9 protein-coding genes are annotated in these 13,973 nt (G+C 67.0%); 7 read left to right on the top strand and 2 right to left on the bottom strand.

Annotated elements, in window-relative coordinates; genetic code table 11:
* Positions 1-156: 156 nt before the first annotated feature.
* Complete coding sequence (locus ABQZ09_RS14880; RefSeq protein WP_039411839.1) at positions 157-1,113, bottom strand: TerC family protein; 957 nt, start codon at positions 1,111-1,113, stop codon at positions 157-159.
* A 264-nt stretch (positions 1,114-1,377) separates the two neighbouring features.
* On the opposite strand from ABQZ09_RS14880, the gene ABQZ09_RS14875 reads away from it, so the two are divergent.
* Together ABQZ09_RS14875 and ABQZ09_RS14870 are read left to right on the top strand one after the other, a co-directional pair.
* Positions 1,378-2,544, top strand: a complete 1,167-nt coding sequence (locus ABQZ09_RS14875) for a class I SAM-dependent rRNA methyltransferase (RefSeq protein WP_184553857.1) — start codon at positions 1,378-1,380, stop codon at positions 2,542-2,544.
* Between the two features lie 118 nt (positions 2,545-2,662).
* Entirely contained in the window at positions 2,663-2,983 is a 321-nt protein-coding gene (locus ABQZ09_RS14870) for a hypothetical protein (protein WP_104581529.1), read from the top strand.
* Between the two features lie 64 nt (positions 2,984-3,047).
* Here ABQZ09_RS14870 and ABQZ09_RS14865 read toward each other — a convergent pair whose 3' ends face one another.
* On the bottom strand, positions 3,048-4,901 hold the full coding sequence (locus ABQZ09_RS14865; protein WP_349777255.1) for an Svx/AvrXca family virulence/avirulence protein: 1,854 nt from the start codon (positions 4,899-4,901) through the stop codon (positions 3,048-3,050).
* 309 nt (positions 4,902-5,210) lie between these two features.
* Between ABQZ09_RS14865 and ABQZ09_RS14860 the strand changes: the two genes are divergently transcribed.
* The 5 genes from ABQZ09_RS14860 to ABQZ09_RS14840 all read left to right on the top strand — a co-directional run bounded on the left by ABQZ09_RS14860 (position 5,211) and on the right by ABQZ09_RS14840 (position 13,493).
* The gene (locus tag ABQZ09_RS14860) at positions 5,211-6,449 is read left to right on the top strand and encodes a dipeptidase (RefSeq protein ID WP_349777254.1); all 1,239 of its coding nucleotides are present in this window, start codon (positions 5,211-5,213) and stop codon (positions 6,447-6,449) included.
* Between the two features lie 88 nt (positions 6,450-6,537).
* On the top strand, positions 6,538-7,707 hold the full coding sequence (locus ABQZ09_RS14855; protein ID WP_184553862.1) for a glycerate kinase: 1,170 nt from the start codon (positions 6,538-6,540) through the stop codon (positions 7,705-7,707).
* A 242-nt stretch (positions 7,708-7,949) separates the two neighbouring features.
* Positions 7,950-9,680, top strand: coding sequence for a sensor domain-containing diguanylate cyclase (locus tag ABQZ09_RS14850; protein ID WP_503019202.1), 1,731 nt, complete (start codon positions 7,950-7,952; stop codon positions 9,678-9,680).
* Between the two features lie 129 nt (positions 9,681-9,809).
* The gene (locus tag ABQZ09_RS14845) at positions 9,810-10,199 is read left to right on the top strand and encodes a DUF2628 domain-containing protein (protein ID WP_039413933.1); all 390 of its coding nucleotides are present in this window, start codon (positions 9,810-9,812) and stop codon (positions 10,197-10,199) included.
* A gap of 816 nt (positions 10,200-11,015) precedes the next feature.
* Positions 11,016-13,493 carry a GH92 family glycosyl hydrolase gene (locus ABQZ09_RS14840; RefSeq protein WP_349777253.1) on the top strand — a complete coding sequence of 826 codons (2,478 nt, stop codon included), beginning with the start codon at positions 11,016-11,018 and terminating at the stop codon, positions 13,491-13,493.
* Positions 13,494-13,973 lie beyond the last annotated feature (480 nt).

Raw genomic sequence — 13,973 nt, 5'->3', positions numbered from 1 at the left:
GTCCTTGTAGCTCTGGCGCGGCATCCATGCCGCTCAAGGTCCCGCGACGGTGAGCGGGCAAGGACCTGTCGAGATGGTCGGTGCGCATGGTTGGGAGCAGTGCAAGGGCGCGGGCGTTCCCGAATCCCGAATCCCGAATGCCCAATCCCGGCCTCTTCAGTGCCCAGCCACCTTGGGCGGGCGCAGCAGGCTCAGCACGATGGTGGCAATCAGGATCGTCACCACCACGCCCAGCGAGACCAGCACCGGGATCTTGTACAGATCGATGATCATCATCTTGATGCCGATGAACACCAGGATCACCGCCAGCCCGTACGGCAACAGGTGGAAGCGGTCGGCCATGCCGGCCAGCAGGAAGAACATCGCGCGCAGGCCCAGCACCGCGAACACGTTGGAGGTGAGCACGATGAACGGGTCGGTGGTGATCGCAAAGATCGCCGGGATGCTGTCCACCGCGAAGATCACATCGATCACCGCGATCAGGATCAACACCACGAACAGCGGGGTGAACCAGCGCTTGCCGTCCTTGATCACGCTGAGCAGGTTGCCGTGGTACTGCGGGCTCAGGCGCAGGTGGCTGCGCATCCAGCGCAGCACCGGGTTGCTCTCCAGATCCGGCTCCTTGCCGGCGGAGAACCACATCTTGATCCCGGTCAGCAGCAGGAACGCGCCGAATACGTACAGCAGCCAATGGAACTTGGCCAGCAGCATCGAGCCGGCGAAGATCATGATCGCGCGCAGGACAATCGCACCCAGCACACCGATGATCAGCACGCGCTGGCGCTGTTCTTCGGGGACGCCGAAGTAGGTCATCACCATCAGGAACACGAAGATGTTGTCGACCGCCAGGGATTTTTCCACCAGGTAGCCGGTGAGGAACTGCAGCCCGATCTGGTCGGCCTGCGCATCGCCCAGGCTGCCCTGCAGGTACCACCACAGCCCGGCATTGAAGGCCAGCGCCAGCAGCACCCAACCGATGCTCCACCAGGTGGCTTCCTTGAAGGTGACCTTGTGCGCGCCGCCGTGGCGCATCAGCACCAGATCGATCAGCAGCGCGGCGATCACCACAACCCCGAAACCGCCCCATAACCAGACATTGCCAATGGTTTGCATAAAGAATCCCGAAAAAGTGAAACGACCTGGACAGCCGGTTGGGCTGAGGCCTTGTGACACGGAAATCGTGGATTCCGGGTGACGGACCTTCGCCTGCGCGGCGAAGGTCTCGCTCGCAACCGGCCTGGCCGGTTGCCGTTGCACCGGAGCACTGCACAAGGCGGGCTCGTAATGACGGCGACAACGTTGGGAGCTACTCCCCTTCTGCGCCCGATTCTGCGGGCCGGAGGCAGGCACGTCAATCCAGCCGGATACAATGGGCGGATGAATACTCCAGTCCCTACCGTCCGTCTCAAGAATGCCTGGCGCTCCAGCCACCCGTGGATCTTCCAGAAGCTGGTGGAAAAGCCCGCCGCCAAGCCCAAACCCGGCACCATCGTCGATGTGGTCGGCGTGGATGGCGAGTGGATCGGCCGCGGCTTCTACAACGGCCATTCGCGCATCGCCGTGCGCATCCTGGAAACCGACCAGTCGGTGCCGGTGGATGCGGGCTGGTTCTCGCGCAAGATCGCCGCGGCGGTGAACCTGCGCCGTGACTGGCTCAAGCTCGACGCCGTGTCCGATGCCTGGCGCGTGGTGCATAGCGAAGGCGACGGTCTGTCGGGCCTGGTGGTGGACCGCTACGGCGACCTGGTGGTGGTGGAGTTCTTCGCCGCCGGCATGTTCCGTCACCGCGATTGGATCTACGAGGCGCTGCGCGAGCAGTTCCCGGGCTGCCGCTTCCACAGCTTTGCCGACGAACACGTGCAAAAGCAGGAGAGCTTCGACTTCCACAGCAACACCACCACCGAAGCGGCGGTGATCACCGAGCACGGCATCAAGTTCCGCGCCGACCCGGCCGGCGCGCACAAGACCGGCTTCTTTGCCGACCAGCGCGACAACCGCCAGTGGCTGAGCGAGCAGGTGGAAGGCAAGAGCGTGTTGGACCTGTGCTGCAACACCGGCGGCTTTGCGGTGTATGCCGCTGCGCGCGGTGCCAGCGAGGTGCTGGGCGTGGACATCGACGAAGACGTGATCGCCATTGCCAAGGGCAACGCCAAGCTCAACAACGTGCGCCCGAAGTTCGTGCAGGCCGACATCTTTCCGTGGCTGCGCGATGCGTCCAACCGCGGCGATCAGTTCGATGTGGTGATCCTGGACCCGGCCAAGATGACCCGCGACCGCGAGCAGGTGATCCCGGCGCTGAAGAAGTATCTGGACATGAACAAACTGGCGCTGGGCGTGGTCAAGCCCGGCGGCCTGTTCGCCACGTTCTCCTGCACCGGGCTGGTGGCCGAGCAGGAGTTTCTGGACATGCTGCGGCGCGCGTCGTATTTCTCCGGGCGCACCATCCAGATCCTGAAAGTGGCTGGCGCCGGTCCGGACCACCCGTTCATGGCGCACGTGCAGGAATCGCGCTACTTGAAGGCGGTGTTCTGCCGCGTGGTGTAAGCGCGCTTCGCGGCGGAGGACGCGGTTTGCCGCCTTGCAGGAAGCGTCTTCAGCCGCGCGATGCGATCGCCGGTGAGTCAGGATTCAAGGTAGACATCCAACCAGGAGCCGGCAGCCGATGACGTCCAGCGACGAAGACGAACGCAAGGCCTTGCGCCGCTTGCTACGCGAGATCGAACGCCCCAATGCCAGCCTGCTGGCCAGCAACTGGCCGGTGTTCGGCGTGTGGCTGCTGTTTTCCGGGGCTTTCATGTATCTGTTCCAGAGCGGCGCAGGCTCGCCGCTGCACCCGCTGGTACTGGCGCTGGGCTCGACCTGTCTGGGCGTGTTCGGTGCGTGGATCGTATTCCGCTCGGTGTGGGCGCGGCAGTGGCCGCACGTGCGCGAGCACATCGATGTGGACAGCGTGCGCGCGCGTCTGGCCGAACTGGAGGATTGAGCTGCAGCACGCGCGGGCTCGCACGCGTGCTGCAGGTTGCAAGCTCATCGCCCCCGCTACGGACTCACCAACCCGCCGGTCGTGCGGTGATCTCCGGCACCGCCTGGCGCAGGTCGGCGCCGAATTCGGGGTTACGCATGGTCTGCGCATCGGCATAGCCATAGAACACGCCTTGTGTGGGCGTGGTGCCTTCGCGCAGCTCGATGTCGCCACGTGCCTGGGTGGTGCCGGCAATGTTCACCGTGCCGAAGGCGCCCGGCCCCATGAAGCTGGTGTTGGCTTGTGCGTTGCCACCGATGGTGGCGCCCGGATGCCACACGGTGATGCCACCGAGCACCGCATTGCCCTGCACGGTGCCGCCCATGACGGTGGCGCGGCCGTCGATGCGGGCGTTGCCCAGCACGCTGCCGGCCAGCACCCGTGCACGCGGGCCCACATAGGCGGTGGAGGCGACATTGGCGGTATTGGCGACCCAGCCGCCACCGTTGGCGTGGCGACGCCCCACTGGGGTGGGCGTAGGCGCATTGGGCTGGCTGCCGGCCGGTGCGGCGTTGGTCAATGTCACGCTCCACGGATAGCGGTAGATCGCGTAGTAGGACTGGTCCCACTTGATCTGCTGCATGCTGCCGGGCGCGCCCATCACCATCAGATACACCGCGCGGTCGCCACTCTTCAAGGCCACCGTAACGCTGGCCCTGGCGCCGCGTTGCAGGGTGCTGTAACGCGCCTTGCCGGCACTGTCGATGGCCACCACGCCCCAGCGCCAGTCCGAATCCGGGTTGGGGATGCTGGCGGGATCGTTGAGCAGGCCGGGCAGGGTGGTGACCGCCGGCGCGCTTTGCACCTGGCCTTCGAAGGCGACGCTGATGCTGGCGGCACCGCTGGCAGGCATCAGCTGCACCAGGTTGTAGCCCCAACGCTGCGGTGCCCACTCGAACGGCACGCGATAGCGATTGGCTTGCCCGGACACCGGGTCGAGCACGGTCATGCGCAAGGCGCGGTCGCGGTTGTCCCAGTCCTGCGTGCGCTGCGGGTCGAAGGACAGGTTGCTGCCATAGCGCGCGCGATACACCGCGCCCTGGTCGCTGCCGTCTGGATTGGTGTAGTCCCAATTGACGTTGCGCATGGCCCAGTCGCCCAGCACATCGTTCAACTGCGCCTGCGTCCAGCCCATGTTGGTCTTGATCACCGAGAACGGATCGGTGGTGCGCCGCGCCGGGTTGTCGATGCGCGGTGCCTTGCTCCACATGTCGTTGATGATCGAATAGCCGTAGCGGTTCTTCAGGTACTCCATGAACTGCCAGTTGCAGTAACGGTCGCGCGTGGAGCCCAGATACAGATGCGGGTAGTTCACCAGCATGCTCGAGCAATGCACGTCGCTGCTGTGGAATTCCGGCAGCTGGTGCGTCATCCAGTTGGCATGCGATTCCCAGATCCAGCCGGTGTACTCCGATTCCTGCAGGCCGCCGGCCTGGTACTGCAAGGCGTGGGTGAGCTCGTGCGCCAGCCCCCAGTGGTCGCGCAGCGCGGCCGGTGCCATCCACATGCCCATGCCGCCGCTGCCGGTGGCCCCGCCGCTCAGTCCGAAACTCGGATCCAGATGCAGGTTGGCCTTGTACTTGGTACCGGCGTTGCAGAACGGCTCGGGAAACTGCAGGCGGTTGATGAAGGTGTCCCAGACCATTTCCAGATGCTCGCCGGCCGCGCGCAGGTCGGCGTCGGACACGCCGCTGCCGTTCCAGCGGAACGCAAAATGCGCGGTTTCGTAGCGCACCGGCGGCATGCCGACCTCGTTGACGCGCGCCACCCAGGAACCGGCGGTGCAGGCCGCGTTGGCGCTGGCCGCCGCGCCCAGGCCGGCGGCGATCAGGCCAAGGGTGAGCAGATGCCGGGGGAGCGTACGCGATGCAATGGACATGGTTGGATCTCGCAGATGAAGGGGATTGCGGCGCACACCCGCACGACACGCGCGCAAGGCGTGGCGGTGGGCGGGGTTGATGGGGTGGGGTGCCGCCAGCGACGGCCGCGCAAGTGTGCGTAGGGTCGAACGTGGCGCAATTACTTTGCTGATGTATTTTTCATAACTGCAACGTGCTCGGCGCTTGCGGTGTGGCGATGGTTGGACTTGCGCGCATCACCACGGCGCGGGCAACGCGCAGCGCGCGCAGCTGGCGCGTGGGTTCGCTGCAGCTATGATCCCGAGACCCCCACCTGCCTGCGAGCGCGCATGAACCTGCAACTGCTGTGTACGGCCGTGTTGTTGAGCCTGGCCGGCTCGGCGCACGCGCTGGAATTTTCCAAGGCCGAACTGGCACGCGCCACCGCCCTGCAACAACGCTTGGTCACGCTGGATTCGCATCTGGACACGCCGGCCAATCTGGAGCGCGCCGACTTCGATGTGCTGCAGGCGCATGCCGGCAACCAGCTGTCGCAGGTGGATTACCCGCGCATGGTGAAAGGCGCGCTGGATGGCGGGTTCTGGGCGGTCTACACCGGGCAGGGCGATCGCAGTGCAGCCGCGCACCTGGACGACCGCGACGCCGGCCTGCAGCGCTTGCTGAAGATCCACACCCTGGTGGCCGCGCAACCGCAGCGCTTTGCGCTGGCCACCGTGCCGGCCGATGCCGCGCGCATCAAGGCCGCCGGCAAGCGCGTGGTGTACATCAGCATGGAAAACGCCAGCCCGCTGGTGGCCGACCCCACGTTGCTGCGCTTCTACTACGCGCAGGGGCTGCGCTTGATGAGCACCGTGCACTTTCTCAACAACGAGTTCGCCGACTCGGCCACCGACCCCAAGGGCGCCGAGTGGAAGGGCCTGAGCCCGGCCGGCAAACAGCTGGTGCAACAGGCGCAGGCGCTGGGCATCGTGATCGATCAATCGCATGCCTCCGATGCGGTGTTCGACCAGTTGATTGCGCTGTCGCCGGTGCCGATCGTGCTCTCGCATAGCGGCGCGCGTGCGGTCTACAACCACCCGCGCAACATCGACGATGCACGCCTGAAGGTGCTGGCCGCGCATGGCGGCGTGATCCAGGTCAATTCCTACGGTGGCTATCTGGTGGACAGCGGGGCCAGCCCCGAGCGCAAGGCTGCCGAAAAGGCGCTCACCGAGCAGTACGGCGGCTGGGAGCACATCAAGATCGCCGACGGCACCAGGCTCAGCGCCGCGCTGAAGGAGCTGGATGCGCGCTACCCGGTCAAGCGGGCGACCGAAGAGGATTTCTTCGCCCATTTGGAGCATGTGCTGGCGGTGGTCGGGCCCGAGCACGTGGGCATCGGCATGGACTGGGATGGCGGCGGTGGCGTGGTGGGGCTGGACGATGTCTCCGACCTGCCGCGCATCACCGCCTGGCTGCTGCGCAAGGGCTATACCGAACAGCAGATCGCCGGCATCTGGGGCGGCAATCTGTTGCGGGTGATGCAACAGGCGCAGGACTACGCGGCCACGCGCGCCAGGGCCGGATAGGGATGGCCTGCGCGTTGAACGCCGCCGTGTTCAAGCCCAACCCGCGCACGGCCGGCTGGGTGCGTCCGCCGCGGGCAGGTGCACGTCGGTGAGGGTGGTCATCGCCCCCGATGCGTACAAGGAAAGCCTGCCCGCGCCGGAGGTGGCCGCGCAGATCGAAGCCGGCTTTCGCCAGGTTTTCCCGCACTGGGACTACCGCCAGGTGCCGATGGCCGATGGTGGCGAAGGCACGGTGGATGCGCTCATCGCGGCCACCGGCGGGCGCAGGATCGAGTGCACCGTCAGCGGCCCGCGCGGCGCGCCGGTGCAGGCCTTTTTCGGGATGACCGGCGACGGCCGCACCGCGGTGATCGAAATGGCCGCTGCCAGCGGGTTAGCCCTGCTGCCGCCGGCGCAGCGGGCACCGCTGCTGACCAGCACCGCCGGGGTGGGCGAGCTGATCCTGGCCGCGCTGGATGCCGGCGCGCGCCACCTGATCCTTGGCATCGGCGGCAGTGCCACCAACGACGGCGGCGCCGGCATGGCGCAGGCGCTCGGGGTGCGGCTGCTGGATGCGCACGGCCTGCCGATCGGCCCGGGCGGTGGCGCGCTGGCAGCGCTGGCCCATGTCGAGGTCGACGGCCTGGACCCGCGGCTGCCGCACTGCCGGATCGAGGCCGCCTGCGACGTGGACACCCCATTGGTCGGCCCGACCGGCGCCTCGGCGGTGTTCGGCCCACAGAAGGGCGCCACCCCGGCGATGGTGGCGCAGCTGGATGCCAACCTGCAGCACTACGCCGATGTGCTGCAGCGCGCGCTGGGCGTGCGCCTGCACACACTGCCTGGCGCTGGCGCGGCCGGCGGGCTGGGCGCAGGCCTGGCGGCCTTACTCGGCGCACAGTTGTGCCCGGGCGTGGAGCTGGTTGCCCAGGCGCTCGGCCTGGAGGCCGCCATCGCGCAGGCCGATCTGGTGATCACCGGCGAAGGCCGTCTGGATGGCCAGAGCGCACGCGGCAAGACCCCGGTCGGGGTGGCGCAGCTCGCGCAGCGGCACGGCATCCCGGTGATCGCCATTGCCGGATCGATCGGCCACGCAGCTGCGCAACTGCATGGCCGTGGCATCGATGCGATGTTCGCGGTGGTGCCCGGCGCCTGCACCCTGGAGCAGGCCCTGGCCGATGCCGCCGGCAACGTCCGCCGCGCCGCGCGCAACGTGGCGGCGGCGGTGCAGCTTGGTGGCACGCTGGTGCAACGGCCTGCGGCCGCGCGCCCTGCTTGAGGCCGCGCCCAACGCGACGCGTCCGCACCATTCGGGGCAATCGAAAGGATCCGCTGGCTGCGTCGATGGCGCAGACACATCGATCGTCAGCGACACCCAAGGGCGCCTGCCGCAGGGAAGCGGCGCGCAGCGCATTCTGTGATTTGCCCACGCAACCCGGCAGCAGGTGCCCGTCCCCGGTCCGCTAGACTGCGGGAATGGCCCGGGGACAAGCGAGCTTTCCGTTGAATCACAGCGACACCATGGTGTCATCCACACCCAACGAGGCGCAGCGTCTGGCGCGCCTGGCGTTGTTGCAGGTGGTCGACACCGCCGCCGAACCGTTCTTCGACGCGCTGGCCGCCGCCGCGCAGGCGATCGGCGGCACCCCCATCGCGCTGGTCTCGCTGGTGGACGAACGCCGCCAGTGGTGGAAGGCCAACATCGGCCTGCCGGGCGTGTCCGAAACCCCGCGCGAACTGGCGTTCTGTGCCCACACCATCCAGGGCGATGCGGTGATGGAGGTGCGCGATGCACCGGCCGACCCGCGTTTCCACGACAACATCCTGGTTACCGAGGCGCCCGGCATCCGCTACTACGCCGGCGCCCCGATCGTGCTGCCCGACGGGCTGCGCATGGGCACGGTATGCGTGATCGACCAGCGCCCGCGCGCGCTGGAACCGGCGCAATTGCAGGCCTTGCAGCAGCTGGCCAAGGTCGCTGCCGAAGGGCTGGAGCAGCGCCGGGTGATGCTCGAGCGCGAGGCGGCCAATGCGCAGCTGCAGCAGCGCCTGCGCGAGAGCGAAGCGTTCCTGGAGCGCACCGGCCGGGTGGCAGGCGTCGGCGGGTGGGAAGTGGATGTGGCCAGCGGCACGCTGATCTGGTCGGACCAGACCTGCCGCCTGCACGATGTACCGCCCGGTTACCGGCCCACCCTGAGCGAGGCGATCGGGTTCTACCCGCTGGAAGCGCGCTCGGTCATCACCGAGGCGGTGGAGACCTGCGTGCGGGACGGCACTGCGTGGGACCTGGAGCTGCCCCTGGTCAGTGCCGCCGGCCGCAAGTTGTGGGTGCACAGCACCGGCTCGGTGGAACACGTGGACGGGCGGATGCGCCTGATCGGCGCAGTCCAGGACGTGACCGACCGGCATCTTGCGGTGGATGCGCTGGCCGCCAGCGAACGCAAGTTCCGCAAGCTGTTCCAGTACAGCCTGGGGCTGATCTGCACCCACGAGATGGATGGCCGGCTGGTCAGCGTGAACCCGGCGGCGGCGCGCTCGCTCGGGCGCAGCGTGGAGGCGATGGAAGGCCGCTCGCTGCTGGAGTTCGTGCGCCCGGAGCGGCACGGCGCGGTGCGTGGTTACCTGTCGCGGATGGTGCTCGACGGCCAGGACGCGGGCGTGATCGAGCTGGTGGCCGGCGATGGCAGCCTGCGCCACTGGCAGTACAGCAACGTGCTCGATGTCGAATCCGACGCCACCCTGGTGCTGGCCCACGCCCAGGACATCACCAACCAGTACCAGCAGGAAAAGCTGCTGCTGGAATGGTCGTTCACCGACCCGCTGACCAACTGCTACAACCGCCGCTTCCTGGACGAGCTGGACAAGCGCGACCCCAGCGTGCGCTGGGGCTGCATCGTGGTGGACCTGGACAAGTTCAAGCTGGTCAACGACACCCATGGCCACCAGCGCGGCGACGAGGTGCTGGTGCAGATGGCGTGGTTCCTCAACCATCCGCTGCGCACCCAGGACCGTCTGGTCCGCCTAGGCGGCGACGAATTCCTGGTGCTGCTGCATCAGCCCAGCCAGCAGCAGCTGGACGCGCTGGTGCGCGACTACCTGGCGGCCGCCGCCGACGCGCCGATCCAGTTCACCCTGGGCACCGCGCTGCGGCATGACGGCGAAGCGCTGGCCGCGGTGGTCGACCGCGCCGACCGCTCGCTGTATTCGCTGCGACGCGCCCGCCGAGGCACCGGCACCAGCGACCAGCGCTGAGCGTCCGGGCGCGGCGGCCAGTGCCGCGCGTGCGTCTGCGTACCAAACCCATGTGACCGGCCCCGAAAGAACGTGCTGATGAATACGCGATCGCCTATCATGTAATCGTTTACAACTACATGGATTGGAATGGATACCTTCGATCGCACCCAACTCAGCCCCAAGTGGCAGTTCCGCTTCGCCTTCTTCGACCGTCACGGCGGCCCCAAGGATCCCGCCTACAAGCAGGCGCTCAAGACGTTGCCGTTCGGCGAGAAGCTGAAGGTGGGCATGAACTTCTACGCGCTGTTCTTCGGCTTCATCTATTTCTTCATCCTGGGCCTGTGGCGCAAGGCGCTGGGCCTGATCGGCATCGGCCTGGTGGTGGGCATCATTGCCTCGTTCCTGCCCGGATCGCTGGGTAACGCGCTGAGCGTTCCGCTGGCCCTGCTGGCCGGTATGAGTGCCAACTATGCCTACTACCTGGACAAGGTGAAGGGCAGCACCAGCTTCAACCCGTTCGAAGGCATGCGCTGGTAAGCCACGCACCGGGCGCGGACCCTCCCACCGACGCCTTGCCGCCAGGCCCGGTCCACGACCGGGCTTTTTTTGTGGGCGGCCACTGGCAGGCGCGCATCGGCCAGATCTCGGGCGGGCGGCCGGCTCTAAACAGGCTCACCCGTCAGGGCAGCTAACGGTGTCTCCTGCTGCCCAGCTCCAACTCACTGATTCGACGAAACTTATCTTCATCGACCAACGCCATAGCCCGTCTGCTTTGCTGCGACGCGGTATGCAGGAGATGGCATGCAATACTAATCTTGGCCAACCGATGGACATCGTCGACTGCTATTTAGATCGATCCAAGCCGCATGCCGTCGTCGGCGGAAGCTGCGCCCGGAGCCGGATTGCACGCGTTGCGCGTGCCGGCTTTCAGCTGTCAGACGCTGCGTGCAGCGCCTGGTTGGCGCTCGAAGGCGAATACCACGCGTTGCGACGCTGTCGTTGGCACTGGCTGCGCGCGCCGTGCCGCGATTGAACGTGTGCATGCGCGCCCGCCAAGCCGGAGCCTCCCTCGCAGCCATCTGCGGGTGCGCGCAGTTTCGGTTTGCAGCAGCCAATCGCTCCACTGTGGTCAACGCCAGACGGGCAACGCCGCTGCTCGGAATCGGCGTGTTCCACTCGTACACTCGTCCTGGTCTGCGCCGTCCACGCAACTGACGAGGATTCCCGCCCCGTTACCGACCATTTGTGGTCTTGGTTCGAGTTCGGTCGTCATGCCGATTGCCGCCTGTGCAGCGGTCAGCACGTGTCATTCCACCTGCGGCCTCGGCCGCCCTCTCCCCCGAGGTGTCTTGCATGTTCTCTGCCGTTGCATCTGATCGCTCTTCGTCGCGTCTGCCGTCAACGCCGCTGTGGCGCCGTGCTGCCGCCGGCCTGTGCCTGCTCGGCATGGTGGCCGCACCGCCGCTGGCCGCGCAGGACTCGGCGCAGGTCAATACCTTCATCGGCAGCAAGGACGACGGCAATACCTATCCGGGTGCCTCCGCGCCGTTCGGCCTGATCCAGGTCAGCCCGATCGGCGCCCACTACGCCGGCTGGCGCTACGATGACCCCAGCATCCGCGGCTTCGGGCATTCGTTCCTGTCCGGTGCCGGCTGCTGGGAGCAGGGCGGGCAGGTGTCGATCCTGCCGGTGACCGGGCGCATCGGCCCGGGTGGCGACTTCGATACCACCGATGCCAAGGCCTTCGACCAGAAGCGCTACGCCGCGCGTTACACGCATGACGGCGAAGTGGGCCAGGCCGGGTACTACAAGGTGCGGCTCACCGACTACGGCGGCATCGACGCCGAAGCCAGTGCGTTGACCCGCGCTGCCGCCGAGCGCTACACCTTCGCGCCGGGGGCCGACACCGGCCACCTGCTGATCAACGTGGCCCAGGCCAACGACCGCCATGTGGTGATCGGCAGCCAGGTGCAGTTGGTGGGCGACCGTGCGGTGGAAGGCAAACTGGTCACGCAGAGTTTTTGCGGCGGCCATGAGTACACCACCTGGTTCCGGCTGGAATTCGACCGCGCGTTTACCGCGCATGGGGTGTGGGGCGAAGACGGCGGCGTGCCCGGCGCGCGTCACGGCATGGGCGGCGAGCTCAAGCCCAACGGCGCCTGGCTCAGCTTCCCGCTGGGCAAGGGTAAAGACGCGCGCGCGGTGACCGTGGTCAGCGCCATCTCGCATGTGGACGCGCAAGGTGCGCGCACCAACCTGCGCGCCGACGGCATGCAGGGCGGCAAGTTGCTGAGCCTGGAACAGATGCGCCAGCGCGCGCAGCAGACCTGGCGCCGCGAACTGGCCAGCCTGCAGCTGGACGGCGCCAGCCCCGATGACCGCAGCGTGGCTTACACCGCGCTGTATCACGCCCTGCTGCAGCCGCTCACCGGCAGCGATGCCGACGGCCGCTACCGCGGCTACGACGATGCGATCCACCGCGCCGATGGCTGGACCTATTACGAATATTTTTCGCTGTGGGACACCTATCGTTCGCAGAACCAGTTGCTGGCCCTGCTGCAACCGGCACGCGCACGCGACATCGGCCGCTCGTTGCTGGCGATCCATCAGCAGGGCGGCTGGCTACCGCGCTGGGGTTACGCCAGTTTCGATACCAACATCATGACCGGCGATCCGGTCACGCCGTTCCTGGTCGATCTGTGGCGCTTCGGCGCGTTGCAGGGCAATGAAGCCGAAGCGTATGCAGCGTTACGGCAAAACGCCTTCGGCCAACCACCGGTCAACTCGCGCCACGCCGGGCGCTCGGGCAATGCCAATTATCTGGCCAAGGGCTTCGTGCAGTACGACCGCGCGTTTCCGTCCAAGGGTATGGACGTGGACCCGCACCACGGCGGCTCGGCCACGCTGGAATATGCGCTGGCCGATTGCGCGCTCGCACAGATGGCGCAAGCACTGGGTCACGGCGACGACAGCGCGCATCTGCGTGCGCGCGGTGGCAACTGGCACAACGTCTGGGACGCGGACGTGCGCGATGCCGAGACCGGGTTTGCCGGATTTCCGCGCCCGCGGCTGGAAGACGGCAGTTGGTACGCGCCGTCCAACGATCAGTACAGCCCACGCTCGCAACACGGCTTCCACGAAGGCACCGCCTGGCAGTATCAGTGGCTGGTGCAGCAGGACATTCCCGGCATGCTGCAGGCCATGCACGGCAGCGAACAGGCCGGCAAGCGGCTGGACGCCTTCTTCGCCTACGACGACCTGCTCAAGGACCCGCGCAATGGCGCCCGCACGCATTGGGTGGTCGGGCCCTACAGCTACTACAACCAGTACCGTTACAACCCCAACAACGAACCGGACCTGCACGCACCGTGGATGTACACGCTGATCGGCCAACCGTGGAAGACCGCCACCGTGGTGCGTGCCGCGCAGCAGTTGTTCACCAACGCACCGAACGGTGTGACCGGCAACGACGATCTGGGCACCATGTCGGCCTGGTACCTGTTCAGTGCATTGGGCCTGTATCCGGCGGTACCGGGCAGCGGACAATTCCTGCTGCATGCGCCGCGTTTCAAGCGGGCGACGCTCACCCTGGGCAACGGCAAGCGCCTGCGCATCGATGCGCCTGGCGCCGACGGCCGCACGCTGCAATACGTGGATGGCGTGCGCTTGAATGGCAAGCCGCAGCCGCAGGTGTTCCTGGACTGGGCGCAGTTGCAGCAGGGCGGCACGCTGTCGTTCGCACTGACCAACCGCGCCCCGACCCAAGGGTGGGGTACGCAGGCGGATGCGTTGCCGACTTCGTTCTGTGCCACGCCAGCAGCAGCGCAGTAACAACCGGCTGCAGCCACTCAGTCACCGCAAGCCTCGACGCCGCAAGCACTGACCAGCGCCGCGCCGCTTGAAAGCCCCTCTCCCCCCGGGAGAGGGGCTGGGGTGAGGGTACGGGGGCGAAGCCCCTGACGAATTGGATGACGCGAGGCTTCGCCCGCACCCTCATCCGGCGCTACGCGCCACCTTCTCCCCCATAAAGGAGGACAATGTCCCAGTGGGAGAAGGGCAACATCGCAGCAGCGCTAAAGCCCCTCTCCCCTCGGGAGAGGGGTTGGGGTGAGGGTGCGGGGCAAAGCCCCTGACGAATTGGATGACACGTGGCTTCGCGCGCACCCTCATCCGGCGCTACACGCCACCTTCTCCCCCATAAAGGAGGACACTGTCCCAGTGGGAGAAGAGCAGCATCGCAGCAGCGCTAAAGCCCCTCTCCCCTCGGGAGAGGGGTTGGGGTGAGGGTGCGGGGCAAAGCCCCTGACGAAT

Origin of the sequence: Xanthomonas sp. WHRI 6106 (assembly GCF_040202405.1) — a bacterium.
GTDB lineage: Bacteria > Pseudomonadota > Gammaproteobacteria > Xanthomonadales > Xanthomonadaceae > Xanthomonas > Xanthomonas cannabis.
Note: the sequence above shows the minus strand (reverse complement) of the source record. Positions and strands in the feature narration are given on the sequence as shown.

What these genes read in the sequence shown, in the direction of transcription:
- ABQZ09_RS14880 (WP_039411839.1), bottom strand. Translation starts at nt 1,113, where the DNA reads ATGCAAACCATTGGCAATGTCTGGTTATGGGGCGGTTTCGGGGTTGTG.
- ABQZ09_RS14875 (WP_184553857.1), top strand. Translation starts at nt 1,378, where the DNA reads ATGAATACTCCAGTCCCTACCGTCCGTCTCAAGAATGCCTGGCGCTCC.
- ABQZ09_RS14870 (WP_104581529.1), top strand. Translation starts at nt 2,663, where the DNA reads ATGACGTCCAGCGACGAAGACGAACGCAAGGCCTTGCGCCGCTTGCTA.
- ABQZ09_RS14865 (WP_349777255.1), bottom strand. Translation starts at nt 4,901, where the DNA reads ATGTCCATTGCATCGCGTACGCTCCCCCGGCATCTGCTCACCCTTGGC.
- ABQZ09_RS14860 (WP_349777254.1), top strand. Translation starts at nt 5,211, where the DNA reads ATGAACCTGCAACTGCTGTGTACGGCCGTGTTGTTGAGCCTGGCCGGC.
- ABQZ09_RS14850 (WP_503019202.1), top strand. Translation starts at nt 7,950, where the DNA reads ATGGTGTCATCCACACCCAACGAGGCGCAGCGTCTGGCGCGCCTGGCG.
- ABQZ09_RS14845 (WP_039413933.1), top strand. Translation starts at nt 9,810, where the DNA reads ATGGATACCTTCGATCGCACCCAACTCAGCCCCAAGTGGCAGTTCCGC.
- ABQZ09_RS14840 (WP_349777253.1), top strand. Translation starts at nt 11,016, where the DNA reads ATGTTCTCTGCCGTTGCATCTGATCGCTCTTCGTCGCGTCTGCCGTCA.